Here is a 25,230-nt window from a genome sequence, read left to right as displayed (position 1 = left end):
CGTGATTCAGGTCGCGCGCCCTGCCATCGGCGACGACGGCGAGGCCGCGAAGCGTTTCGGAACGCGGCCCGCCAAGTAGGCGTCGCGTCCGGCTTGCACCGCCAGCGTCATCGCACGCGCCATCCGGACCGGGTCCCGCGCACCGGCGATCGCGGTGTTCATCAATACACCGTCGCAACCGAGTTCCATCGCAATCGCCGCATCGGACGCGGTGCCGACGCCGGCATCGACGATCACCGGTACGGTGGCCTGTTCGATGATCAGCGACAGGTTCCACGGATTCAGGATGCCCATGCCGGAGCCGATCAAGGACGCCAGCGGCATGATCGCGACGCAGCCGATCTGCTCCAGCATCCGGGCCTGGATCGGATCGTCGCTGCAATACACCATCACGTCGAAGCCGTCCGCCACCAGCGTCTCGGCCGCCTTCAAGGTCTCCGGCATGTTGGGAAACAGCGTCTTCTCGTCGCCCAGCACCTCGAGCTTGACCAGCTTGTGGCCGTTGAGTAATTCACGTGCCAGTTGCAAGGTGTACACCGCATCTTTCGCGTTATAACAGCCGCCGGTATTTGGCAGGATCGTGTACTTTGACGGCGGGATGAAGTCCAGCAGATTCGGTTCGTCGACATCCTGGCCGATGTTGACGCGCCGGATGGTGACGGTGACGATTTCGGTGCCGCTGGTTTCAATTGCGGCGCGTGTTTCCTCGAAATCGCGGTATTTTCCGGTTCCCACCAGCAGCCGTGAGCCATAGGTTTTGCCGGCGATCGTTAAATTTTCTTGCGTACTTTCAGCAGAATTCATTTCTATTTTCTCTGTTTGTTCTGCGCATCGGGGCACGCGGATATCCGGGCGCGAACCCGTGATATACACTTTGCCGGAATTGGGCAAGGGCTGGACCGCCGCCTCGTCTACCGTAGCAGTAGCGGACAGGAATTTTGGATTGGCGTTCATAGTGCTTCCTTATAGGTTCGTTGCTCTTTGGCGGCCAGCAACAAGAAGGAAGACAGTACGAACTACGACAAGTCTGCTTTCCTACGCTGGCATTATCCAGATCAGGTCAAGGGTATTTCTCACCCGACTGGTTCAGTCAGGACCCCTAGCTTTGCGGCGCCACCTCCTTCAGGGAGATGGGGTATTCCAATTTCACCTGCGATGTTCAGTGCTTCATGGCGGACCTGCTCTTGCAAGACCCGTGGCCCATTTGTGCGGACCCCCGACGCGGCATTCCGGTAAATGCAAAATCAAGCTCAGGCTGACGGCCGCCAACGATATCCGCAATCGCGCGTCCGGAGCCGCAGCCCATGGTCCAGCCCAGAGTGCCGTGCCCGGTGTTCAAAAACAGGTTGGCGAATTTCGTCTTGCCGATATAGGGCACGTTCGACGGTGTCAGCGGACGCAAGCCGGCCCAGTAGGTCGGGTTGTCGTAGTCGCAAGCACCCGGAAACAACGCGCGAACGCGCCGCGTGATGGCATCGCAGCGCGCTGGGTTGAGTTCACGAGTGTAGCCGTTCAATTCGCAGGTTCCGGCCACGCGCAGGCGGTCGCCCAGGCGCGACAGTACCAGCTTGTGGCTGTCGTCGGTCAGCGATACGGTCGGCGCGGCTTGTGCATTGATGATCCGGTAAGTGGCGGAATAGCCTTTGCCGGGATAGATCATCAGCTCGATGCCGAGCGGCTTCAGCAGCGGCGCAGAGAAACTGCCGAGCGCCACCACGAACGCGTCAGCCTGCAGCGTCCGGTGCCGACCGTTTGCATCGATCACTTCGACACCGGTAATCTGCATACCAGCGCCGCTGCCTTCAGAGAGCAAGCGCGTGACCGTGGTATTGAAACGGAACTGTACACCGGCTTCGGCCGCTTTTGCAGCCAGGCCGACCGTGAACTTGTAGACGTCGCCGGATTCATCGGTTGAAGTGAAGTCGCCGCCGACAATCTGGTCGCGCATGCCAGCCAGTGCTGGTTCCAGCGCCAAGATTTCGTCTGTGCTGACGGGGTTGCGTGGACAACCCAGTTCGCGCATCAATGCCGCGGCCGCGAGCGACTTGTCGAATTCTCTTTGGTCGGTATAGAAATGCAGGATGCCGCGTGTCAGGCAATCGTAATCGAGACCGGTTTCGACACGGACGGCATGCAAGGTCTGGCGGCTGTATTCCGCGATCGCGACAATCTGGCGGATGTTGTCGTCGACGCGACCCGGCATGCACTCGCGCAGAAAGTGCAGGCACCATTTCCATTGCAGCAGATCGGGCTGAAGCCGGAACAACAATGGCGCATCCTCACGGCCTAGCCATTTCAACACTTTGAGCAGGGTATGCGGATTTGCCCACGGTTCCGCATGCGACACCGAGATCTGGCAGCCGTTTGCAAAGCTGGTCTCCAGCGCAACGCCGGGCTGCCGTTCGAGTACCGTCACCTCATGGCCTGCCTTGCGCAGGAACCAGGCGGACGCCGTACCTACGATGCCGGAGCCTAACACGATGACTTTCATGGGGTCTCCCGTTATCCGCAGGGATGGTGTTACCGGCTCAGCAGCAGCGCGCCGATCACCAGCACCGCGATCCATATCGTTTCCATCACCAGCATGATGACCGGCCGCCAGCCCAGCGATGCCAATGATTGGAATGAAGTCTTTACTCCCAGCGCAGCAATGGCGGTCACCAGGCAAGCGCGCGATGCGTCACTGATCCAGCCGCCGACCTGGTGAGGGATGAAACCGATGCTATTGACGATGACGAGAAATACGAAGCCGATCAGGAAGAACGGCACCAGCGGCGGTGCATCGAATTCCGTTTTACCACTTTTGGTCTTGAACGCGATCGACAGGCCGAGCACTACCGGCACCAGGCAGGCGACCCGCGTCAACTTGACGAAGGTTGCGACGTCGCCAGTGTGGTTAGACACCAGATAACCGGCGCCGACGACTTGCGCAACGTCATGGATGGTACCGCCGATAAACACGCCGGCTTCGGTCGCATCGAGGCCGATTAATTTTACCAGCAGCGGATACACGATCATTGCCATGGTCGACAGACTGGTGACACCGACCACCGTCAGCAATGTGAATTTTTCGTTTTCCTTGGTCTGTGGTAATACTGCGGAAATCGCCATCGCCGCTGACGCACCACAAATCGCGACCGAACCGCCCGAGAGCAAACCCTCCGCGATCGGGCGTTTCAGCCACTTCGACAGTAGATACCCGAATCCTATCGTTGCCAGCAAAGCGCCAATCACGATAGCCAACGGCGCAATCCCGACCGACACGATTTGCGCCAGTGTGATGCGTACTCCCAATAATGCGACGCCGGTTCTCAGCAATACCTTGCTGCAGAACTCGATTCCGGGCTGGCACGTCGGATCCTGGGACAGGAAATGAAATGCCAGGCCAAAAAACAAGGCATATAACAGTTGCGGCCCGCCATAATTCATCGAAATAAACGACGCGGACAATGCAATTGCAGTCGCCACGGCCACGCCTGGCCAATTTCGCCGCACGGCGCTGGGACGCCAGATGGCAACCGCAGATGATAGATAGAGAATGTCCTTGTCGGATACGCGTGACGCGATTGCAGTTTGTGTTTTCATTGGGGAACTCAAAAATGAAATATATTTCAAATATTGATGTGATTCATCTCGTTTTTTGGATAATACACTAGAGAGGGCGCTTGTAAATAGATTTTTCGATATTTTGAAACAAAATGTTCCGAATAATCTATATTTGTGTCGCTGGCTCGACCTGAGCATCTTTGGGACTGGTGCAGGGACATCCCGGCTGCGCGTTGTGCCCCCGAATTGGTTGGGTGAAGCATAGCCAGGCGCCGAGTGCATTCGCCCGGCACGGTTGGCCAAACCCTGCTGCAACGCTGGCCAGAATGCGCGGATGGCGTTAAGAACTGAGATCGACGAGTTTCACCTGCATGGCAGGGCGGTGCTCCGGGAATGCAAAAAGAAGCAGAGAACCGCTGTTGTCCAACGCGCTGTTTGAGAAGACGCTGAATATGCGCGCCGTTTTTTGCGCCATGAATACGAGCAAATACGATTGCCCAGCAGAAGGGGTTTCATTGCCTCAGCAGGATAGGCCACAAGCCTGTCGGAGAAATTATTTTGCGCTATTTCTTGCCAGAAAATCCGGGTATGTGTCGACTTGCTGGCGTCGTGAGTGGGGCTGAAGATTCCGTGGTAACGAATCCTTTAGCTGACAGTTAGTGCGACAAATCGGCATTCTTGGCCGATCGGGTCGTGCCGGAACGGGTGCGTTTTGGGCCAGGCGCTTTGCTGTCGGTGGTCGCAAGCTGCGCATTTACTTCCGTGTCCGGCGCGCTGGGTGCTTCCCCGAAATAGGCATCCGACAGGGCTTGTGCTGCAAGCCTTAAGCTGGCGACGTGCTGCAATGCCTGTTCCAAACTCATGCGGACCACCGGCGCCTGTACCGCTAGCGAGGCGCAGGTACGGCCATTCCTGTCCAGTATCGGGACCGCCACACCGATCATGCCGACGTGAAACTCCTCGTTGTTGGTGGCGACCCTGTCCACCGTGAAGCGTTCGAGTTCTAGCTCCAGGAGAGACACATCCGTGATCGTGTTGACGGTGCAACGCTGCAACGGCCCATTGCCGAGCAGTTTTTGGCGCTGGCTGCGCGACAGTTGGCTCAGCAGTAATTTGCCGCTGGAGGTGCAGTGCAGTGGCACGTGCGACCCTGGCTGCAGATTCAGGCGCAGCGGCGACGGGGTTTCCACCCGATCGAGATAGACCATCGCGTTGCCGTCCAACATGGAGACATTGCAGGTTTCCCCGATTTCGTCCACCAGCCTTTGCAGAATCATGTGGGCCGGGGCCCGGACGATGGAGTTTTTCAGCACGTCCAGCGCAAACGTCGATAACCTGGCGCCTGCGGTATAGCGCTTGCTGACAGGTTCCCGCAACAGCATTCCAGCCTGTTCCAGCATGACCAGAGCGCGGTAGACCGTGGGCTTGGGGAGACCGCAGGCCGATGCGACATCGTCCAGGGAAACCGACTTGTCGGCGCGGACCACCGCTTCCAATACGGTGAACGCCCGTAATGCCGCCGAACCTGATTGCTTTTCATTGTTCTTCATAAGCTTCACATTTCGAAATTTCTCGTTTCATTGTCGCAGATTACAAATTCTGCAACAAGTTCGCAGAGTGCGATTTTTCATTTATTGAAATCGTGCATTTCAATTCAAGAATTTCTCCTTGCAATTCGATTAAGTGCAAAGTATATTTAAAAAAACGAAATGCACCGTTTCGTTTTGTTTGTGAATCTGGGGTGCAAAGGAGTGCGGCATGGGCAATCAGGCAAGCGTGCGGGAAAACTTGATGTTCTCGCAGGGTGGCGCGACTACTCGCAAGCTTGGCTGATGTCAGCCGCCAATTTTCTCTAGCCAGCACAGCGCAGCATCACGACATAGTTGGCGTCCTGCCAAACAGCATGAATGTCGACCCCCCTTGATGCAATTTTTTTTGAAGGAAGGTGTAAGAAACCGAAATACAAGAGTCAACAACAATAGCTGGTCGGCAATACGGGCGCCAATCAGCTGTTACCGGCAGCTTTACAAACGGCAAGATGGCCGTAAGCCGTACAAAGTAATGATTACCACTTACAACGATAAGGCGGAGACATGAAAAAGTTCTTGAAAGTCAGACATCTAATATTGGGTCTCATGTGCTTGATGTATTTCATCGCATATATAGATCGTGTCAACATCTCGATCATTGCCCCGATGCTGAAGCAAGAGATGGGATTCACGCCGACCCAGTTGGGCCTGGTTTTTTCGGCTTTCGCTTATCCGTACGCTGCCATGCAAATCCTGGGTGGATGGTTTGCCGATAAATATGGCCCGCGCCTGGTATTGGGCATCCTCAGTACGATCTGGGCCATCGCGACGATTCTTTGCGGTTTTTCATGGGGCCTGTGGTCGCTGATCATGTTCCGCATTCTGTTGGGGATCGGCGAGGGCGGCGCATTTCCGGCGGCGACGCGCTCCTTCACTTATTGGATGCCCGCGACGGAGCGCGGCTTTGCCCAAGGCATCACGCATAGCTTTGCCCGTTTGGGTGGTGCTGTGACGCCGCCTATCGTGCTCGTCATTGTCGCCGCATACGGGTGGCGCGAATCCTTCATCATCCTTGGCGCGATCAGCCTGGTCTGGACCAGTTTCTTCGTTTTCCTGTACCGCAATACGCCGCTCGAGCATAAATGGGTCAAGCCCGCGGAGATGAAGGAGATCGGCGTCAATTCGGCTGAAATGAAAAAGGCGGCGGCAGGAAAAACGCCCTGGAAAGAGATGATCAAACGGATGTGGCTGGTCACCTTCGTGGACTTTTGCTACGGCTGGTCGCTCTGGGTGTTCCTGACATGGCTACCTTCTTATCTCAAGGATGCGCGCGGGTTTGACATGAAGCAGCTTGCATTGTTCACGGCGCTGCCGCTGCTCGCCGGTGTTGTCGGCGACACGCTGGGTGGCATTCTTTCCGACTATATCTATAAGAAGACTGGAAACCTCAAGCTGGCGCGCCGCACTTTGCTGGTGGTCGGGCTGGGAGGGGCATTGGCCTTCATCATGCCGGCAATCTATACAGAGACTCCAGTGACCGCAGTCGCCCTGCTGGCCGCATCGTTCTTCTTCCTGGAATTGACCAATGCCGTGTTGTGGAGCCTACCGCTCGACATTGCCGGCAAGTTTGCGGGAACTGCGGGCGGCATGATGAACACCGGCTTCGGGGTGGCAGGAATGGTCTCGCCAGTGGCGTTTGGTTACCTGATTCAAACGACCGGAAGCTATGAAGTGCCGTTCCTGATTTCAGCCGGGCTATTGGGGGTCGCAGCAATTTGCTCGCTGTGGATCGATCCGACCAACAAGCTGAAGGAGGCGCCGCCGGAGGCGCCGTCATTCAACGGGGGGATCGCGCGAACGCTTATCGCTAAATAACCGATGCCATGCGCCCGGTAGGGCGCATGGCCCGGATGCGGCAATCCTGATATCGGGATCCGCAACGAATATGGCTGGAACCGGATTCTCTCACCCCGTCGCTCAGCCAGAGCGAGGGGGTGAGAATAGCAGCCCGCGAAATCAAGTGTTTCCGGGTCGAGTTAAAAACAATGCATGGATGGAGATGAAAAATGTCGATTGAGAACCACATGAAAACTAATCCGGCAGCTGCCACAGAGATGGTTTCTGATCTGATCAGGAAGGCGCAAGCAGCGCAGCGCGATTATGAGCATTATTCGCAACAGCAGGTAGACGATGTGGTAGCCGCAGCAGGCTGGGCAATCATGCAACCGGAACGCAACCGGACCCTGGCCGAGATGGCCGTGCACGATACCGGTTTGGGAAACGTCGATGACAAAATCCTGAAAAACTACCGCAAGACACTGGGTCTGTTGCGTGACCTGAAAAATGTCAAGACCGTCGGCGTCATTGCCGAATATCCAGAACGCGGCCTGGTAGAGATTGCACGCCCTGTGGGCGTAGTCGCGGCAATCACACCCTCGACCAATCCGGCGGCAACACCTGCCAATAAGGTGATCAATGCCCTCAAGGGACGCAACGCGGTCATCATTGCACCCTCGCCCAAAGGACTGAGCACCTGTGCTGCCCTGGTGGCTTACATCCATGCCGAGCTGAAAAAAGTCGGTGCACCGCTGGACCTGGTGCAATACCTGCCTGCGCCGATCACCAAGGAGGGGACTCAGGAATTGATGCGCCAGGCTGACCTGGTGGTGGCGACCGGCTCACAAAATAATATCCGCTCGGCTTATGCCAGCGGCACGCCTGCATTCGGGGTGGGCGCTGGCAACGTCGCCGTCATCATCGATAGTTCTGCCAATCTGCGTGAGGCGGCGCAAAAAATAAGCAGCTCGAAAACCTTCGATAACGCAACCAGCTGTTCGTCCGAAAACAGCGTGGTCATTCTTGATTCGGTATATGACTCGGCCATCGCCGAGCTGATCGCAGCCGGCGGTGTCTTGCTCAATCCTGAAGAGAAGCGCCGGCTGCAAGAAACCATGTGGCCTAGAGGCAAACTGGACGCCGCCGTGACCGCGCAGCTCGCCCCCAAGATCGCATCACTGGCCGGACTGACCGGGTCGCGTTTTGCACAGGCCAAGTTTCTGATGGTCGAGGAAGTCGGGACCGGTCCGGAGTACCCGTACTCGGGCGAAAAACTTTCCCCGGTGCTGACTGTGTATCGCGCGCACGACTTTGATCATGCCTGCCAGGTAGTCAATGCAGTGTATCGCTATCAGGGCGCGGGACATTCGGTGGGGATACATACCTCGGATGATGAACATGTGCTGCGTCTTGGCAACGAGTTGCCGGTGTGCCGCGTCATCGTCAATCAGGCCCATTGTTTTGCGACCGGAGGCAGCTTCGAAAACGGCCTGCCGTTTTCACTTTCGATGGGCTGCGGCACATGGGGCGGGAATAATTTTTCCGACAATATGAATTACAAGCACTACCTTAACATCACCCGCATCGTGCGCAGGATCCCGGAACGCATGCCGTCTGAAGAGGAAATATTCGGTGAATATCTGCGCAAATACAGCTAATCAATGATCCAGCATTCCGGAGCACACCGGGCAGAATTCTTTTGATGAATTGTACTGATTTTAGGAATCAAAACCATGTTGCGCACGATTCGTGAATATGTCGATTTTCAGGCTAAGGAACGGCCTGATGCGGTCTATCTGATTGCGCCGGAACCGAAATTACGCATGACGTTCGGTGGCCTGCAGAAAGCCTCCCGCAAGCTGACGCACTATCTGGTCGAGCGCGGGATTCGGCCTGGGGAGAAAGTGGCGCTGTTGATGCACAACGGCTACCAAACCTGTCGCTTGTTCATCGGCGCCATGTATGGCGGCTTTTGCGTGACCCCGCTCAATTTGCTGGCACAAGCATCACAGCTCGAATATGTACTGAACCATAGCGATGCCACGATCATATTCGTCACGCCCGACCAGCTGGAACGCCTCAATGCTGCGCTGGTCAATGTGGCGCGGGAGATTCAAATCGTTGTGTGTGATGTCGATGCGGAGGAATTCATCGCTGCGCCGGATCGCATCGCAGAGATGCCACCCGTCAGCGAGGAGCACGATGCGCTGATGATGTACACCTCAGGCACCACCGGCAAGCCGAAGGGCGTGGTACTGACCAACCGGTCGGTCGTGTCGGGCGGGCAGTTCGTTTCCGCCGCGCACGAGTTGGGGCCGCAAGACCGGGTCATGGCTTCCCTGCCGCTATACCATATCAATGCCCAGATCGTGACTGCGACAGCGCCATTGGTGCATGGTGGTAGCCTGGTTCTGCCGCATCGGTTTGGTGTCTCGAATTTCTGGAGCTTGGTGGCGCGGTATCAGTGTAGCTGGATCAACCTGGTTCCGACCATGATTTCATACCTGTTGAATGGTCAGGAAGCGGCGAAAAATGATCTGGATCTCAGCCGCGTCCGCTTCTGCCGTTCGGCTTCCGCTCCGCTGCCGCCCAGCCAGCATCGTGCTTTTGAAGACAGGTTCAAAATTGGCGTGATTGAAACCATGGGTCTCACGGAAACCGCGGCGCCGTGCTTCACCAATCCGCTCGAATCTGCGCAGCGCAAGATCGGCAGCCCGGGGCAAGCTTTTGGTAATGAGGCCAAGATCATCAATCCGGAAGGAGATAGCCTGCCATCCGGCGCAACCGGTGAAATCATGGTGCGCGGGCCGAACGTCATGAAAGGGTATTACAAGAATCCGGAAGAGACCGCCAGATCCATGACGGCCGAAGGCTGGCTTCACACCGGTGACCTCGGCCACCTGGACGAGGATGGATTCGTGTTCGTCACCGGCCGGATCAAGGAGCTGATCATCAAGGGGGGTGAAAACATTGCACCGCGGGAGATCGACGAGGCACTGCTCAAGCACCCGTCGGTGCTTGAGGCCGCCGCCGTTGGCATCCCGGATCAGCATTACGGTCAGGAGATTATGGTGTGCGTCGTGCTCAAGGCTGGCGAGCAATGCTCCGAGGATGAACTCAGAGCGTTTTGCCAGAATGAACTCGGAGCCTACAAGACGCCCAAGCTGTTCCGTTTCCAGGCCGAGTTGCCGAAAGGGCCGTCAGGCAAGGTGCAACGCCTCAAGTTGCTGGAAACAGCGGCAGGTTAGCCGCTGATCAACGGATTCAGCCCTTCGCGCAGCGCTCAGGTTTCATCGTTGCACGCAAACTTGGCGTGGTCGATGCCGTGGAAGTGTCGCGCTTGAAACTGACGTCGCATACCGTCTATAGTGAGGATGTCACCGGCCAGAAATAGTCGGTTGCCAGTTTAAGAACCAATCCGACGGGTGGCGCCAACGAGACTGCGATAGCACCCCTGGGTAAGGTATCGAGTGCGCTATAGGACAGGGAGGGGACACCGGGCACGATCATCGCCATGGCAGGTGATGCATTCGCTGATGCAACGAAGGCAGTGATGACCAATGCAATAAAGCAAGATTGCGCGATACTAATTTCCAATCGATAACACGCTAATCAATCCGAACACCGATAACGGAGACAAGAATGGCAAAGACTCCCCAAGCGCTCACCGCGCACACAGCACAACGGCGCGCCTTTCTCATACAAGCCAGTACCCTGGGCGCGGCGTCGGCGCTGGGTAGTACGGCACTAGCGGCATTGGCAGCTAACCCCGGTAGCGTGACGCTGTCGTTCGAGAATGGCGAGCGTGAACTGATCGCGTTTCCGCAGAAACGGCCTCTGATTGTCCTGACCAGTCGTCCACCGCAACTTGAGACGCCGTTTGCCGTGTTCAATGAGGGTGTGCTGACCCCCAATGACGCGTTTTTCGTGCGTTATCACTGGAGCGGCATTCCGACGTCGATCGATGCGCAAAGCTACCGGCTGCGCATCGGGGGGAATGTCAATACACCGCTCGAATTGACGCTCGCCGAGCTCAAACAAATGGCCGATGCGGTGGAACTGATTGCTGTCAACCAGTGCTCCGGCAATAGTCGTGGGCACTTCACTCCACGCGCCAACGGTGGTCAGTTGTCCAACGGCGCCATGGGGAATGCGCGCTGGACCGGTGTGCCTCTGAAAAAAGTATTGGAGAAAGCCGGCATCAAGGCCGGCGCGGTACAGGTGTCTTTCAACGGTCTCGACAAGCCGCCGGTGGGCGACGGCCCCGATTTCGTCAAGGCGCTCAATATCGATCATGCGCTCGACGGCGAAGTCATGCTGGCCTGGCAAATGAACGGCGCCGATCTGCCGTTGTTGAACGGCTATCCAGTACGCTTGATCGTGCCAGGGTATTACGGAACCTACTGGGTTAAGCATGTAACCGATATTACCGTCACTGACAAGGTATTCGATGGCTTCTGGATGAGTACTGCCTATCGCATACCCGATAACAGTTGCGCCTGTATCGAGCCGGGTACGGCACCGACCAAAACCACGCCGATCAACCGCTTCAACGTGCGCTCGTTTATCACCAGCCTGGCGGAGGGTACGCAGGTAAAAGTCGGTCGGGAAACGGTAGTGCGCGGCATCGCCTTCGATGGCGGCTATGGTATTACCGAAGTCGCGTTTTCGTCTGATGGCGGGAACAGCTGGCACCCCGCACGCCTAGGCAAGGACTTGGGCAAATACTCGTTCCGTGAATGGACTGCCTCCTTTAAACCGCAGCGCAAGGGACCCTACGATCTGAAAGTACGCGCAGTCAACCGCATCGGCCAGAGCCAGCCCATGACCGCGCTGTGGAATCCAATGGGGTACATGCGCAATGTCGTCGAGTCCACCCGCGTGCTTGCTGCTTAGGAGACCAATATGAACACGCATAATAAGATCACTGGCGGCATCTTGTTTTTCGCGATGGCACTCTTCACAGGCGGGGTTCTTGCGCTGGATATTCAGCTCCCTCCGGAAACCGCGACATATCGACCGAGCCAGCTACCGGGCTATCAACTGGTACAGCGCAACTGCATGACCTGCCATTCGGCACAGTATGTGCAATCACAGCCGCCAGCCTCACCGCGCGGCTACTGGGAGGCCACGGTCAAGAAAATGAAGAAGCCATTTGGCGCACAATTCCCGGACGACGAGGTGCCGGCGATGGTGGATTACCTGGCCAAGACTTACGGCGCCGAGCGAACGGCAGTTGCACCAGTCGCGCAAAAGGTGTCGACCGGTGCAACAGCCGCCCCCGCTGCGCCAGTTGTTGGCCCCACCGACGCGCAGGCACTGATCACAGCCAATAATTGCATGGCCTGTCATGCGATTGATAAGAAGGTAGTCGGTCCGGCGTTCAAGGAAGTGGCGGCGAAGTACGCCGGCAAACCCGATGCCCTTGTCCAGGTAGCACGCAATATACGCGCGGGCGGCGCCGGGAAATGGGGACCAGCGCCGATGCCACCATTTGATCAGTTACGCGAAGCCGATGCGCAGACGCTGGCACGTTATGTGTTGTCGCAATAATCTGAACAACCGTCTCAATAAATTCCCCGCAATTGCGATGTCGATGAAACAAATTCTTTGAAACGACAATGCGCCTTCAAGACGGCGACATTCAAGTTGAATCCGGCACGCGAGCGCCGGATTTACGGCATCCCCGTGCGATGTTTCGCACGTGGGGCGCGTTTCGCCTCTTGAAGGCGCAGCAATTTGCCACCCACCATGAACGAGTGAGCGCGTTGCCATTTTGCTAACTGCCTCGTGTTGACCAATGTACGCCGAATCGCCCCACACCGGTGTTTCGCTACCGTGCAGCAGCTTGGGTAAGGGCTCGCTATCATGGACAGTGGCCGGTGTGACCACTCTTGCGCCATGCCCTTGGTGTAAAACGATTTGCTGATAGACTTATGCCCCTTGCGCCATATGTCCGCAGCCGGTACGTCGTTGCCGATGGAAGCCATGCGCCTCCGGAATGGGGCCGCAAAATGGGATAGTTCCAGTTAAGTTTAAGTAAGATTCGAGAATTCAAACATGCCTGTCGTCATAGGGGAAATCCCAATAAAACCTGGTCGTAGAATATCCGTGGCCCCGATGATGGACTGGACCGACCGCCATTGCCGTACCTTCCATCGTCAAATCACGCGCCACACCTGGTTCTATACCGAAATGGTGACCACCGGCGCGCTGCTGTTTGGGGATGTTGCGCGCCATCTCGACTTCAACGAGGTCGAACATCCGCTTGCATTGCAATTGGGCGGGAGCGAACCGGCCGATCTGGCCAGGAGTGCGAAACTCGGCGAGCAATGGGGATATGACGAGATTAACCTGAACTGTGGTTGCCCGTCGGAACGGGTGCAGAAGGGTGCATTCGGTGCCTGCCTGATGGCCGAGCCGCAACTGGTGGCCGATTGCGTCAAGGCGATGCGCGATGCCGTGTCGATCGACGTCACCGTCAAGCACCGGGTCGGCATAGACGACAGCGAATCGTACGACTTTGTGCGCGATTTCGTCGGTGCGATCGCCGATGCGGGTTGTCGTACCTTCGTCGTGCATGCGCGCAATGCGATCCTGAAAGGCTTGAGCCCGAAGGAGAACCGTGAAATCCCGCCGCTCAAGTACGACTACGCATACCGGCTCAAACGCGATTTTCCTGATCTTGAAATCATCATCAACGGCGGCATCAAGACACTGGAAGAAATCGACCTGCATCTGCAACAGGTCGATGGCGTGATGCTCGGCCGCGAGGCCTATCACAATCCGTATCTGATGGCGGCGTTCGACGCCCGTTATTACGGTGAGCCAGGCTCGCCGAAATCGCGCGCCGAAGTGCTCGATGCGATGCTGCCCTATATCCGCGACCAGCTGCAGCGCTACGGCAAGGGCGCTGCCGATGCCATTGGCGGCGGCCTGAGGCTGAACAGCATCACGCGCCACATGCTGGGCCTGATGACGGGACTGCCGGGAGCGCGTCATTTCCGGCAGACCTTGTCCGATTCCAAAAAACTGGCGAGCGGGGATCCGGCGCTGTTGCTGGAAGCGCTGGCCAGAATGCCGGCTGCGCTCGCAGCAGATTGATACATTATTCGTTTGGCGAATACCTATTATCAGGACAATAAAGCAGACGCGGATGCTGCAGCGCGATATAGTGCGTCTGTCTCCTCCAAACTCCTAAAGTATTGGATTTAGCCCGCAGCGTTATCGCTTGCGGGCTTTTTTTTCGCCCCTAAGGGGAACCGAAAAATGCGACCCTCGATTGTGCTGCACAATCAGGCGCGCGATTAGCCGCAAGCCCCCTCTGCAGGCCGCGAGCCGCGTGACATCAAGCGTTTGAGGTGAGCCGCCTGAAGTAAGCGCCTTGACCACAAGCCGCATCATCGTTGCCGGCGCCGCAGAATACAATGGCCAAGCCAATCGGGCCCTCGCACAACCTCACAACACAAATGAAAAATATCGACAAGAAGCAGGCACTCGCCAATATGAGGCTGTTTGCCACTAGCTTGCTGCTGCTGGTGGCGGCGCTGTATATCTTGGCGCGCAGCCGGCATGGCCACCATGCCTGGGACTGGGTGGCGGCGTTTGCCGAGGCGGCGATGATCGGTGCGCTGGCCGACTGGTTCGCAGTGGTCGCGTTGTTCAAACATCCGCTCGGCTTGCCAATCCCGCACACCGCGATCATTCCGCGCAACAAGGAACGGATCGCCGACAATCTGGCGGCCTTCGTACGTGACAAATTTCTCGACACTGAGGTGCTGGTCGAAAAAGTGCGCGAGTTCAATCCGACCTTGAAGATCGCCGCATGGCTGACGCGCGGCGCCAATGCCGCGCTACTGGCCGACAAGCTGGTGGCGGTTTTTGTCGGCGCGCTCGATTTCATCGATGATCTGCAGGTGCGCCAGCTGCTGCGCAGCGCCGTGGCGCAACGTCTGCAGCAGCTTGACGTCGGCGTCCTGGCTGGTCGTCTGCTCGATACGCTGACCGAGGATAACCGGCACCAGGCCCTGCTCGACGCCGGTTTGCGCCGATGTGCGCGACTGCTGGATGATCCCGACAACCAGAAGGTCCTGGCCGGCATGATCCTCGAAGTGGCAGGGCGCGAATATCCCACCATGCTCAGGATGGTCGGCGTGGTCAGTAATACCGAGGAACTGAGCGAGAAAATCGCCGCGTCGCTGGTCGCCGGCGTCAACCGCTGGCTGCACGACATCAGCGACGACCCGCAACATCCGCGCCGCCGCCAATTCGATGACACGGTGACTGAATTCATCGAACACCTGAAACACGATCCCGCCTATCACGCCAGAATTGCGCAATGGAAACACCAGTTGTTGAGCGCACCACTGGTGGCGCAGTACATCGACGGCTTGTGGGATCAACTGAAAACATGGTTGCGGGACGATCTGGCGCGCGATGATTCCGCGGTTCGCCGCAAGATTGCCGCGGGTGCGGGGCAGCTAGGACAATGGCTGACCGATAATCCGCAGCTGCGCGACAGTGTCAACCAGCACATGGCCGACGCCGCGCGCGCGCTGGTGTTTGATTTGCGCGAGACCATCAGCCACCACATCGCCAGCACGGTGAAAAAATGGGAAGACAGTGAACTGGTGCGTGAACTGGAATTGAGCATCGGGCGCGACCTGCAATTCATCCGCATCAATGGCACGCTGGTGGGCGGGTTGATCGGATTGATACTGCACGGCTTGTTTCTATTCCTGTGAGTTTGCCGAGTTTGCAAGAGCGGCTAGAAATCGAGCTGTCGCGCGCTCTCGAACTGCCGCAATTGACCTGAAATCGGATCCGTGAATGTGACCGATTTGGCGAGCAATTGCAGCGGCTTGCCATAATCGGGGTCGCCGCCGTCGCCGCTTGCCGCGGGCAGCAAGTGCGGATAAATCTGGTCGTTCAGGATAGCGATGCCGAGCGCGTTCATGTGGGCACGCAGCTGATGCTTCTGGCCAGTGACAGGGAGCAGGCGGTAGCGCGCCAAGGCGCCTTTGACTTCCAGCAGTTCTATCCTGGTCTCGGCATTCGGCAAGCCGTCCGTCTCGCACATTTGCATGAACGACGGACTCTCGATCAGGCGGCTGGCATACCGGACCGGCAGCCCCAAATCCCGGCGCGAGGGCGCGATCGCTTCATAGGTCTTGCGCACCGCCTTGTCACGAAACAGCGACTGATAAGCGTCGCGCGTGTGCGGCTGCACCGTGAACAGCACCAGGCCGGCAGTTTCACGGTCGATGCGATGCATCGGCGTCAGCGTATCGATGCCAAGCTTGCGCTTCAGACGGATCAGCAGGGTTTCCTGCAGATAGCGACCCGACGGCGTGACCGGCAGGAAATGCGGTTTGTCGGCCACCACCAGATAGTCGTCCTGGAACAGCACTGTTTCATCAAACGGGATGCGGGTTTCAGGTGGCAGGCTGCGGTAGTAGTACAGCTTGGCGTGCGGCCGATAGGGCCGATCCGGTGGCACCGGTGCGCCATCCGCGTCCAGCACCTCGCCGTCCATCATGCGCCGCAGCCATTCTGCGCGCGGCACCGCGGGGAAGCGATCTGCCAGAAAGTCGAGCACGCGCAGCCACGGTCCTTTGGTCAGCGCGATGCAACTGCAGCCGACCCCGTTCCTGCTGGGTGGTACGAACGGCCTAATGGACGTCTTAAAGGACACTTTAATCCGCCGCCGCATCCAGCCGCCGAGCCCGTTGCAGGCGCCACTCGCCATCCGGTTCGTCTTCGTACACCTGTTCCGGTGTGGTGTCGGTCTCTTGCAGTCGAGTGTCGAGCGCGATGCGGTTGTCGAACACAAAACATTCGCCTTCCCAGTCCCGTTCCGCATCTGGTATCGACTGGAAATAGTTGAGGATGCCGCCGTCGAGCTGGTACACCTCGATGCCCAGGTCGTGCAGGCAGGCGCTGGTCTTCTCGCAACGGATGCCGCCGGTGCAATACATTGCCACGCGCTTGCCGGCGGCTTGCCAGGCAGGGGCATGGTCGGCGATGTACTGCGGGAAGTCGCGGAAATTAGCCACTTGCGGATCAATCGCCGACTTGAATTTGCCGAGACGGTACTCAAAGCTGTTGCGGTTATCGAGTACGACCACATCGTCCTCGGCGATCAGCCTGCGCCACTCCTGCGGGCTGACATTGGTGCCGGTATGGTTGCTGGTGTTAACCGGGCTGACGCCATTGACGCCGAGCGCGACGATTTCGTTTTTCTTGTGGACCTTGATCCGGCCAAACGGCTTGGTGATGCAGGCGCTGCGCTTGAACACGATACCGGCAAAACGATGGTCGAAGCAGGGATCAATCAGTAGTGCCTGCTGAAACGCATCCAGCGCGGCCGCAGTGCCGGCCAGCACGCCATTGATACCCTCGGTCGCCACCAGGATGCTGCCCAGCAGATGCCGGGTCAGCTCGCGTAGACGTGCGACCACCGCGTCGGGATCGTTCAGCTCGACAAACTTGTAGAAGGCGATATGGAATAGTGCGCCAGGGTCGAGCTGGGCGGTTGGTTCTGGTCGGCGGGTAATCGGTGTCATGGTCAGCCGAATTGTCGCAGAATTCAACCGACGGATGCAATGTCGGTCCGGCAATATTGCCAGATTGGCAGGGGACCGCCCGCCGATGTCTGATGGCGCGCGCTGGGAGACGATGGCTGGTTTTGAAACGAGGCAACATTGACGACGAAAAAAGACCGCTTGGAGCCAAGCCTATCGCTTAACCTGGTGACGGCTTTTTCCGCTGAAGTTTGATTTTTGAGCCCCTTGGATTTCCAAGGGGCTTTGTTTTTGGGGCAAAGGAAGTTAACGGCAAGGTTCGATAAAGCCCTCTTAAACTAAAAAACTAAACTAAATCCGTTTTAACGCGGTAATGGTAGGGCTCCGTAGCTGTTTGACCGATTCCCGGAGTACGCTAAGCGCGGAGCTGAGAAAGAGAGCTGCGATAATCGCGCCGATTAGGGTATCTGGCCAGCGCGAGTGAAAGGCATAGCCGCCGCCTGCGGCAAGCAATACGCCAAGATTGGCAATAAGGTCGTTCCTAGAACAAAGCCAAGTCGAGGTCATGTTGAGGTTGTCACTGCGATGCCGATACAGCAGGAAGAAACACACCAGATTTGCTGCGAGAGCCGCTCCTCCGACGACTCCCATCATTTGTACGCTGGGCAAAATCGGGTTAAAGGCCTTGTAGGTTGCTTCGCCTAGCACGCCAAGGCCGAACACAAGCATAAATCCGCCTTTTGCCAAGGCAGCGCCGGCCTGCCACCGTGTCGAGCGCGCCAAGACAAAGAGGCTGAACCCGTAGACCAATGCGTCGCCAAGCATATCCAGCGCGTCGGCCATCAATGCGGTCGAATGCGCTACAAGGCCAGCCCAACCCTCTACCACGAACATTAGCGCATTGATGGCGAGCACAATCCATAGCACGCGCCCATGACTTTCCCGCATCGCCGTGACTTCGCAGCTTTTATCCTCGCAGCAACTACCCATTTCGATACCCCGTCTAAGGACTTAATCAATTCCAAGCAGCTCATCGAACTCTACTAGGTGTGAGGCTAATCCTAATCGCATTGCAGGGGTTGCCCCTGCCAATGGCGGAGACTTATCCGGTAAAACCTTACCGCTTTCATCTTCGGTGGGAAGAGCTGACATGAAAATGCCCCTGTAAGTTGCTCACTCGCAAGGGTATTTTGGCAAATCAAACTGCATTTATCAACAGATTAAGCGATAGGCTAGGTTTGGAGCGGTCCTTTTTTTTATTATCAAGCGATTATTGCGATTCGACCGCCGGGCGCGCTGCTCTTGAACCACGGCCCACAACCAGCATCACCAGTTTCTTCAGGTGGCGATACACGAATCTGACCAGCGTCAGTGTCAGCAACGCTTCGATCAACGTCAGCGCGAACGCGACCATCGAATTCCAGCGCGCGTCGCGCCGATGGAACTTGGCAAGCATGCGATCGTGGGCGATCTCGATGCTGTCGTAGAAGGTCGGTACCACCAGCAAGGTCAGCAAGGTCGAGGTGATGGTGCCGCCGATGATCGCGACTGCCAGCGGGCGGTAGAATTCGCCGCCTTCGCCCATGCCGATCGCGACCGGCATCATGCCGGCGATCAACGCGAAGGTGGTCATCAGGATCGGACGCAGACGCATGCGGCCGGCATACATCAGCGACTCTTCGCGCCCATGGCCCTCGGCCTCATGCTTGCGGGCGCAATCGAGCAACAGGATCGCGTTTTTTGCGACCAGTCCCATCAGCATGATGACGCCGATGAAGCTCATCAGGTTGAGCGTGCCCTTGGTCAGCAACAGGCTGATCACGACACCGATCAGGCTCAGCGGCAGCGACAGCATCACCGCCACCGGCGCGGTGAACGAACCAAATTGCATCACCAAGATCAGGTACATCAGACCGATGCCCATCACCAGCGCGATCAGCATCTCGGTGAACAGTTCCTTCTGGTCGCGCGCCGCACCGCCCAGCGCAATGCCATAGCCCGGCGGGAAGTCGATCGCCTTGGCGATCTTCATCGCATCGGTGGTCACTTCGCCCGACGCACGTCCTTGCGCATTGGCCGACACCGCGATCATGCGCTTGCCGTCCATGTGCTGGATTTGCGCCGGCCCCTTGCCCATCGTGACGGTCGCGATCTGATCCAGCGGCACCATCATATTGCTGCCTGTCACCGCAATCGGCAGATGCTCGATATTCTCGGCGCTGACGCGGTCATCCGGATGCAGGCGCACGGCGACGTCGCGTGATTCGCCGGTCGGGTCGACCCAGTCGCCCACTTCGACGCCGGCAAATGCGACCCGCAGAGCCTGCGCCGCATCGCCGGCCGAAATCCCGAGTGCATTGGCAAGTCCGCGATTGAGTTCGATCTTCAACTCGTCCTTCGGCTCCTGCTCGGACAGGCCAACGTCGGCTGCGCCGTCGACTTGCTTGAGTTGTTCCATGAAGGCGGTGGCGATCTCCATCAGCTTGCGCGAATCCGGGGCGGAGAACTGGATCTGCACCGGCTTGCGGGCACCGTTGTTCAAGTCGTCCAGCACCACATATTCGGCGCCGACAATACGCTCCATCAACTTGCGCAGAGCGATTGCGACCTCGATGGCGGAGCGTTTGCGATCGGTGCTTTTGCCGATATCGACATACACGCGGCCGCCGCCGGCATTGACACGGCTATTGGTGGCGACAGTCTCCGGCAGCGTGCGTGCCAGTTCCGCGGCCTTTTCCACTTTCAGTCGCGAGTATTCGAGGCTGGCGCTGGATGGCGTGCGGACGTCGATCGCGAGGGTGCCATTATCGGCCGCCGGCATGAAGCTCGAACCGCCAAACTTGACATGCAATAACAGTGCACCAACCAGGCTGAGTACCGCGATGATGGCCATCCACTTGCGATGATGCAAGGCCCACGCAATCACGCGTCCGTAGCGGTCGGCCTGATGGTCGAACCAATGGTTGAATCTCGACAGCAACAGACTGAGGCCGCGTTTCGGTTCCAGGTGATGACCCACCGGGTCGCCCCAATAAGCCGACAGCATCGGATCGAGGGTGAACGAAATGAACAGGCTGACCAGTACCGAACTGGCGACGGTCAACGCGAACGGACGGAACCATTCGCCCGAGATGCCGGGCATGAACGCCACCGGGATGAACACCGCGATGATCGAGAAGGTGGTGGCGGCAACCGCCAAGCCAATTTCGCGCGTGCCCTCGATGGCTGCCGTGCGGCGATCGGAGCCCAGTTGCATGTGACGGACGATATTTTCACGCACCACGATCGCATCGTCGATCAGCACGCCGATCGCCAGTGACAGCGCGAGCAGGATCATGAAGTTCAGCGTGAAGCCGGATAGCCAGACCGCAATGAAGGCGGCGATGACCGAAGTCGGCAGGCTGAGCGCGGTAATCAAGGTCGAGCGCCAGGAATTGAGGAATATATACACCACCAGGATGGTCAGCACTGCACCGAACAGCAGCGATTCGATCACGTTGTTCAGGTTGCTCTGCGCATCCTTGCCGCCGTCCTGGGTCACTTCCAGCTTGGTGCCGCTGGGCATGGTCTTGTTGACCTCGGCAACCATGTCGCGCACCTTGTTGGCGACCGTGACGGTACTGGCAGTGCGGCCACGGGTGATCGAGATCCCGACGTTCGGGCGGCCGTTGCGCAGGCTGACGCTATTTAGTTCGGCGAAACCGTCGGCAGTGGTGGCGACCTGGGACAGCCGCACCACTTCATCGCCACGGCGCTTGATCACGATTTTTTCAAACTCGGCAGGCGATTCGATGCGACCGACCAGCCGGATGCTTTGTTCATCGAGCGCACCGCGGATTTTGCCGACCGGGGCCGTGGTGTTCTGGTTGCGCAGCGCATTGACCACATCGGTGATCGATACGTTGTATTCACGCAGCTTCTCGGCACGCAACAGCACGCTCAGCTCGCGCTTCAGCGAGCCGCCGACGCTGACCGTGGCGACGCCGTCGATGCCGCGGAATTTATCTGACAGCTCGTCTTCCGCCAGCCGCGAGATTTCGGCATGACTCAGCGTCTTGGACGACAGCGCCAGCTGCATGATCGGCTGTTCCGACGGATCGACACGCTCGAGAATGGGTTCGCGCATCTCGGTGGGCAGCTTGTAACGCACCGACGCGATCGCATTGCGCACCTCGTCCGACGCTTCGATCATGTTCTTGTTGAAATTAAAAATCAGAACAATGCTGGCGTTGCTCTCGCTGGCGGTGGAGCGGACCTGGTAGACGCCGGAAATGCTCTGCAGCGATTTTTCGATGCGGTTGATGACCTCGCGTTCCACCGTCTCGGGCGATGCGCCCGGATAGGGCACGCTGACCACCAGCACCGGCTGCTGCACGTCGGGAATCTGGTTGACGCGCAATTTCTTGAGCGCCAATAAACCCAGGCACATCAGCGCGATGATGACGACGATCGTCGCGATCGGACGCTTGATACTGAAGTCAGACAGGAACATGGTCTATTTCTCCGCGGTGGCGGTGGCAGTGCCGGACGCAGCGGCAGTCACGGTCGCTGCGGCCGGCGCCGCTGCCGGCGCAGGAGCGGCGCCATTCGCAGCCTCGACCTTCTGGCCGTCTTTCAGGCTGGAGCCCGGGTTGCGGAGCACCTGGTCGCCTTCGGCCAAGCCGCTGCGGACCACGTAATCACCGCGTCGCTGGTCACGTTCGCCGAGGACGAGGCTGATTTTTTGGACGGTGCCGCCAGCGACGCGCCACGCGAAGGTCTTGTCGCCGTTGCGTACCAGGGCCGCGTCCGGAATCATTAGGGTCGGCGTGCTGCCGGCCTCGATCCGACCTTCGGCGTACAAACCGGACACGCCGGGCTGATTGCCGTCGGCAAAGCCGACCAGCACTTCAACCTGGCGGGTGGTGGCATTGGCGGCCGGATCGACCCGTTTGACCTTGCCGGAAAATTCCTGCTGAGCGTAGCCGTTGACGCGGAAGTTGACCGCTTGACCGATCTTGACGCTACTGATCTTGTCAGCCGATACCAGCCCCTCAAAGCGCATGCTGGTCGGGTCGATGACCTTCACCAGTTCCTTGCCGATCTGCGCGGTATCGCCGGCTGACACCTTGCGTTCGCTGACCACGCCGGCAAATGGCGCGCGCACTTCGGTGCGTTGCAATTGCTGACGGGCCTGCACCGCGCGCGTCTTGGCTGCCGACAGGTCGCTCTGTGCATTGTTGCGGCGGGTTTCTGCATCGTCGAGCTGCTGGATCGACGCCATGCCGGAGTTGCGCAGGGTCTTGAGCCGTTGCAGCTGCCGTTCGGCCTGATCCAGCGCTTGCGCCGATGCCCGTACGCCCTCCTGGGCCGAGGCCAGGCTGTCGCGAATCGAGGTATCGTCCAGACGCACCAGCACATCGCCTTTCTGGACGCTCTCGCCGTTTTCCTTCAACACCTGCAGCACCACCGATGACACTTCGGCGCGCAGGTCGGCGCGCCGCTCGGGCTGTACCGAACCGGTGATCACGGGGCCGGAACCGAGCGCGTTGGTGCGCACGGTCAGCAGGTCTTCCGCCGCAATCAGCAGCTTGGCAGATGCGCTGGCGCGCGCATTTTTGTCGACGCCGTCTGCACTCTTGAGGCCCTTGCTACAGGCGGCAAGCGATAACATAACGGCGACAGCAAGTAGGGTTTGGCGCAGCATTGTGAGCTCCCGATAGCGATGTTATTTTGGGCGGTGGAGATAGGGGACATGCGACCGCAAGGCGCAAAGTATCCATGAGCCCGCGATCCAGTGTCAACGACCATTTTCCGAGTGGCAAGGCAGGATAATTGATGCGGTCAACCGCAATCTGCTAGCGCCCTTGACCTGCTTGGCGAATTGAAATTGTCATGGACGTCCGACCCCAATAGTCATGGCGTTCTGACCGATACGGATGGTGCCGCGGTCTGGTCCCAAACCTGGCCCGCCAGCCAGCCGTCGATTTGTGCCGCGACCCACCGGCCGGCGTCCAGCGGCAGGTCATGACCGGCGTCGGGATGCATGATCAGCGTGGTGTGCCAGCATGCCGCCAGTCGCTGCGAACAGCGCGGATCGACCAGCCGGTCACCAAAGCTGGCGAGGATCAGCAGTGGCACGTCCGGCTTGTGGCGTGGCGCGGAAAAACACGCAGCGGCCAGCAGTTGCCGCAGCGCGTTGCGGCGCGTGACGGGGTATTGCTGCCGATAGCCTATCCATTCTATGAGGATGCGTCTGTGCCTGCTGGAGTCTGCGTCGCCATCGCGACTGGTCAGGTGCAGGATGCGTCGCTCTTGGAGGGCGGCGTCACGGCGCAGCGCTAGTGCGCACAGCGTCCAGTAATTGCTCGGCCGCAGTCGGTGGTAAAACGGACTGAACGGGCGCAGGCTGGTATTGATCAACACGCAGGCTTGCAATTCACCCGGAAAGCGCGTGCACCAGTCGACCGCCACCATCGCGCCGAGCGACAGCCCTAGCAGCCGGTAGGGCGGGGCGATGCCGCGCTGCCGTAATTGAGCACGGCAATCGTCGGTCATTTGTGCGATCCGCAGCGGGCTGCGTAATTGATGCCGGCCGCCGTTGCCGGGCAGATCGAGCGTCACCAGCCCGATCGCGTCGTCGCCGCACATGTCGCGCAAGAACGTTGGAAATTCGCCCCAGTGGCGGGTTTCCCGCATCAGGCCGCGCAGCAGGACCCAGCTCGTCATAACAGCGCGTCCGGATACCAGCGCGCGAACGCCTGTTGCTGATGATGGGTGCGGGCCGCGCCGGACGGCAGCCACCGTTCATGGCCGCAGGCGGCGCGTGCCAGAAAATCGAGCCATACCAGATGGCTGCGCAGCACCCGTTGCAGGCGATGCACCGGTTTCGGATTGAACAGGCCCTGGCGCGTCAACAACTGGCGCGGATTCTTCTTGACCCACAGCCACGAGCCCATCTCCAGCGTGAACGGCAAGAACACGCGCTGACCGTCTTCGGTGGCCTTCAGATACAGGTAATCCCACAGGTCGCCGTGGGTCAGATACTGCCGGCTCTGGGGCTCGAACAGGTAATTGTGATTCGGGTAGGTCTGGCTGAACAAGTCTTCCAGCGCGTTGATATCGGCCAGATGCCGGATCGGCGTCGTGGTGTGCGCATGCGGAAACCAGATCCGGTCGCGCAGCCCGAACCCGGAGTGGCAATCGAGCGCCAGGCTGAAGCGGCGCGTCAGCAATTCGTCCTCGACGATGCGGCAGACTGCCTGGTTCTCCGCCTCCATCGGCGCTCCGGCCACGCCGCGATACCATGGCAGCCGCGGGCTGTGGCGCTGGCCGCCGAGCAGGAACGGCACCTGGTCGAGGGCGTCGATCGGCGCATTGCGCATCAGGTCGACGCCCTGCGGATTGCAGCGCGTCGATTGCGACATGCCGCCCGGATTGACCAGCGGCATGAATACCAGCCGCACCGTCGCCAGTTGCTGGTGCAACACATGATCCCAGCGCAGCCGCGCCAGCAGGCTGCGCAGATACACCAGCAGCACCTGGGTACCGATGCGTTCCAGCCCGTGCACGCCGCCGAAAAAGCCAACCGCCGGCACCTGCGCGCTCGGATTGCCGAGCGCCAGTGCATACACCGGCAATCGCTCGCCGCGGCTGTTCACTTCGCACGCGATACGCACGTCCAGATCGGCCGCGCCTTCCTCGATCAGGCGTTCCAGTTCCAGCAGTTCGGGCAGCCTAGGTGCGGTCATCGCGTCATGGATTGAGCAGGAATGAACCGGCAGCGAATGTGCCAATTCAATTGGAAACCATAGCAC

The 25,230-nt window shown here is 58.7% G+C and carries 18 protein-coding genes and 1 riboswitch; of the genes, 7 read left to right on the top strand and 11 right to left on the bottom strand.

Features of this window, described 5'->3' with window-relative positions; all coding sequences use genetic code 11:
• Nucleotides 1–6: 6 nt before the first annotated feature.
• From ACFOFO_RS02195 to ACFOFO_RS02180, 4 genes are all read right to left on the bottom strand, one after another.
• A complete protein-coding gene (locus tag ACFOFO_RS02195) occupies nucleotides 7–804 on the bottom strand; it encodes a thiazole synthase (RefSeq protein ID WP_390327942.1) in 798 nt (265 codons plus the stop codon).
• 211 nt (nucleotides 805–1,015) lie between these two features.
• A riboswitch (TPP riboswitch) is annotated at nucleotides 1,016–1,111 on the bottom strand.
• Between the two features lie 48 nt (nucleotides 1,112–1,159).
• Nucleotides 1,160–2,491, bottom strand: a complete 1,332-nt coding sequence (locus ACFOFO_RS02190; protein WP_390322905.1) for a D-amino acid dehydrogenase — start codon at nucleotides 2,489–2,491, stop codon at nucleotides 1,160–1,162.
• 29 nt (nucleotides 2,492–2,520) lie between these two features.
• The gene (locus tag ACFOFO_RS02185; RefSeq protein ID WP_390330715.1) at nucleotides 2,521–3,468 is read right to left on the bottom strand and encodes a YeiH family protein; all 948 of its coding nucleotides are present in this window, start codon (nucleotides 3,466–3,468) and stop codon (nucleotides 2,521–2,523) included.
• A 734-nt stretch (nucleotides 3,469–4,202) separates the two neighbouring features.
• Complete coding sequence (locus tag ACFOFO_RS02180) at nucleotides 4,203–5,096, bottom strand: IclR family transcriptional regulator (protein ID WP_390322908.1); 894 nt, start codon at nucleotides 5,094–5,096, stop codon at nucleotides 4,203–4,205.
• Nucleotides 5,097–5,639: 543 nt separating this feature from the next.
• Here ACFOFO_RS02180 and ACFOFO_RS02175 point away from each other — a divergent pair.
• The 7 genes from ACFOFO_RS02175 (at nucleotide 5,640) to ACFOFO_RS02145 (ending at nucleotide 15,655) form a co-directional block, all read left to right on the top strand.
• A complete protein-coding gene (locus ACFOFO_RS02175; protein WP_390330714.1) occupies nucleotides 5,640–6,950 on the top strand; it encodes an MFS transporter in 1,311 nt (436 codons plus the stop codon).
• 209 nt (nucleotides 6,951–7,159) lie between these two features.
• Nucleotides 7,160–8,569 (top strand): acylating sulfoacetaldehyde dehydrogenase, encoded by a 1,410-nt coding sequence (gene sauS, locus ACFOFO_RS02170; RefSeq protein WP_390330712.1) that lies wholly within the window; start codon nucleotides 7,160–7,162, stop codon nucleotides 8,567–8,569.
• 75 nt (nucleotides 8,570–8,644) lie between these two features.
• Nucleotides 8,645–10,159 (top strand): AMP-binding protein, encoded by a 1,515-nt coding sequence (locus tag ACFOFO_RS02165; protein ID WP_390330710.1) that lies wholly within the window; start codon nucleotides 8,645–8,647, stop codon nucleotides 10,157–10,159.
• A 394-nt stretch (nucleotides 10,160–10,553) separates the two neighbouring features.
• The gene (gene sorA, locus ACFOFO_RS02160) at nucleotides 10,554–11,807 is read left to right on the top strand and encodes a SorA family sulfite dehydrogenase catalytic subunit (RefSeq protein WP_390330708.1); all 1,254 of its coding nucleotides are present in this window, start codon (nucleotides 10,554–10,556) and stop codon (nucleotides 11,805–11,807) included.
• A 9-nt stretch (nucleotides 11,808–11,816) separates the two neighbouring features.
• Nucleotides 11,817–12,464, top strand: coding sequence for a SorB family sulfite dehydrogenase c-type cytochrome subunit (gene sorB / locus ACFOFO_RS02155; protein ID WP_390322911.1), 648 nt, complete (start codon nucleotides 11,817–11,819; stop codon nucleotides 12,462–12,464).
• A gap of 507 nt (nucleotides 12,465–12,971) precedes the next feature.
• Entirely contained in the window at nucleotides 12,972–14,015 is a 1,044-nt protein-coding gene (gene dusA, locus ACFOFO_RS02150; RefSeq protein ID WP_390322912.1) for a tRNA dihydrouridine(20/20a) synthase DusA, read from the top strand.
• Between the two features lie 323 nt (nucleotides 14,016–14,338).
• Complete coding sequence (locus ACFOFO_RS02145; protein ID WP_390330707.1) at nucleotides 14,339–15,655, top strand: DUF445 domain-containing protein; 1,317 nt, start codon at nucleotides 14,339–14,341, stop codon at nucleotides 15,653–15,655.
• A 23-nt stretch (nucleotides 15,656–15,678) separates the two neighbouring features.
• Here the strand turns inward: ACFOFO_RS02145 and ACFOFO_RS02140 are convergent, their stop codons facing one another.
• The 7 genes from ACFOFO_RS02140 to ACFOFO_RS02110 all read right to left on the bottom strand — a co-directional run bounded on the left by ACFOFO_RS02140 (nucleotide 15,679) and on the right by ACFOFO_RS02110 (nucleotide 25,164).
• A complete protein-coding gene (locus tag ACFOFO_RS02140) occupies nucleotides 15,679–16,623 on the bottom strand; it encodes a pseudouridine synthase (RefSeq protein ID WP_390327944.1) in 945 nt (314 codons plus the stop codon).
• Nucleotides 16,607–17,476: an oxygen-dependent tRNA uridine(34) hydroxylase TrhO gene (gene trhO, locus ACFOFO_RS02135; protein ID WP_390322914.1), complete on the bottom strand. Its 870-nt coding sequence runs from the start codon at nucleotides 17,474–17,476 to the stop codon at nucleotides 16,607–16,609. The genes ACFOFO_RS02140 and trhO overlap by 17 nt, the downstream gene beginning before the upstream one ends.
• Nucleotides 17,477–17,785: 309 nt before the next feature.
• Nucleotides 17,786–18,382, bottom strand: coding sequence for a cation diffusion facilitator family transporter (locus ACFOFO_RS02130; RefSeq protein WP_390322915.1), 597 nt, complete (start codon nucleotides 18,380–18,382; stop codon nucleotides 17,786–17,788).
• A 322-nt stretch (nucleotides 18,383–18,704) separates the two neighbouring features.
• Entirely contained in the window at nucleotides 18,705–21,926 is a 3,222-nt protein-coding gene (locus tag ACFOFO_RS02125; RefSeq protein ID WP_390330706.1) for an efflux RND transporter permease subunit, read from the bottom strand.
• A 3-nt stretch (nucleotides 21,927–21,929) separates the two neighbouring features.
• Nucleotides 21,930–23,120, bottom strand: coding sequence for an efflux RND transporter periplasmic adaptor subunit (locus ACFOFO_RS02120; protein ID WP_390322916.1), 1,191 nt, complete (start codon nucleotides 23,118–23,120; stop codon nucleotides 21,930–21,932).
• A gap of 209 nt (nucleotides 23,121–23,329) precedes the next feature.
• Nucleotides 23,330–24,142 carry an alpha/beta fold hydrolase gene (locus ACFOFO_RS02115; RefSeq protein ID WP_390322917.1) on the bottom strand — a complete coding sequence of 271 codons (813 nt, stop codon included), beginning with the start codon at nucleotides 24,140–24,142 and terminating at the stop codon, nucleotides 23,330–23,332.
• Nucleotides 24,139–25,164: a M14 family zinc carboxypeptidase gene (locus ACFOFO_RS02110; RefSeq protein ID WP_390322918.1), complete on the bottom strand. Its 1,026-nt coding sequence runs from the start codon at nucleotides 25,162–25,164 to the stop codon at nucleotides 24,139–24,141. The genes ACFOFO_RS02115 and ACFOFO_RS02110 overlap by 4 nt, the downstream gene beginning before the upstream one ends.
• Nucleotides 25,165–25,230 lie beyond the last annotated feature (66 nt).

The sequence above is a fragment of the Pseudundibacterium arcticum genome, assembly GCF_042646465.1.
Lineage (GTDB): Bacteria > Pseudomonadota > Gammaproteobacteria > Burkholderiales > Burkholderiaceae_D > Undibacterium_A > Undibacterium_A arcticum.
This window is presented reverse-complemented; position numbering and strand designations above follow the sequence as displayed.

Bases quoted from the DNA above. Each gene is read 5' to 3' on its own strand.
- ACFOFO_RS02195 (WP_390327942.1), bottom strand. From the start codon at position 804: ATGAATTCTGCTGAAAGTACGCAAGAAAATTTAACGATCGCCGGCAAA.
- ACFOFO_RS02190 (WP_390322905.1), bottom strand. From the start codon at position 2,491: ATGAAAGTCATCGTGTTAGGCTCCGGCATCGTAGGTACGGCGTCCGCC.
- ACFOFO_RS02180 (WP_390322908.1), bottom strand. From the start codon at position 5,096: ATGAAGAACAATGAAAAGCAATCAGGTTCGGCGGCATTACGGGCGTTC.
- ACFOFO_RS02175 (WP_390330714.1), top strand. From the start codon at position 5,640: ATGAAAAAGTTCTTGAAAGTCAGACATCTAATATTGGGTCTCATGTGC.
- sauS (WP_390330712.1), top strand. From the start codon at position 7,160: ATGAAAACTAATCCGGCAGCTGCCACAGAGATGGTTTCTGATCTGATC.
- ACFOFO_RS02165 (WP_390330710.1), top strand. From the start codon at position 8,645: ATGTTGCGCACGATTCGTGAATATGTCGATTTTCAGGCTAAGGAACGG.
- sorA (WP_390330708.1), top strand. From the start codon at position 10,554: ATGGCAAAGACTCCCCAAGCGCTCACCGCGCACACAGCACAACGGCGC.
- sorB (WP_390322911.1), top strand. From the start codon at position 11,817: ATGAACACGCATAATAAGATCACTGGCGGCATCTTGTTTTTCGCGATG.
- dusA (WP_390322912.1), top strand. From the start codon at position 12,972: ATGCCTGTCGTCATAGGGGAAATCCCAATAAAACCTGGTCGTAGAATA.
- ACFOFO_RS02145 (WP_390330707.1), top strand. From the start codon at position 14,339: ATGGCCAAGCCAATCGGGCCCTCGCACAACCTCACAACACAAATGAAA.
- ACFOFO_RS02140 (WP_390327944.1), bottom strand. From the start codon at position 16,623: ATGCGGCGGCGGATTAAAGTGTCCTTTAAGACGTCCATTAGGCCGTTC.
- trhO (WP_390322914.1), bottom strand. From the start codon at position 17,476: ATGACACCGATTACCCGCCGACCAGAACCAACCGCCCAGCTCGACCCT.
- ACFOFO_RS02130 (WP_390322915.1), bottom strand. From the start codon at position 18,382: ATGCGGGAAAGTCATGGGCGCGTGCTATGGATTGTGCTCGCCATCAAT.
- ACFOFO_RS02125 (WP_390330706.1), bottom strand. From the start codon at position 21,926: ATGTTCCTGTCTGACTTCAGTATCAAGCGTCCGATCGCGACGATCGTC.
- ACFOFO_RS02120 (WP_390322916.1), bottom strand. From the start codon at position 23,120: ATGCTGCGCCAAACCCTACTTGCTGTCGCCGTTATGTTATCGCTTGCC.
- ACFOFO_RS02115 (WP_390322917.1), bottom strand. From the start codon at position 24,142: ATGACGAGCTGGGTCCTGCTGCGCGGCCTGATGCGGGAAACCCGCCAC.
- ACFOFO_RS02110 (WP_390322918.1), bottom strand. From the start codon at position 25,164: ATGACCGCACCTAGGCTGCCCGAACTGCTGGAACTGGAACGCCTGATC.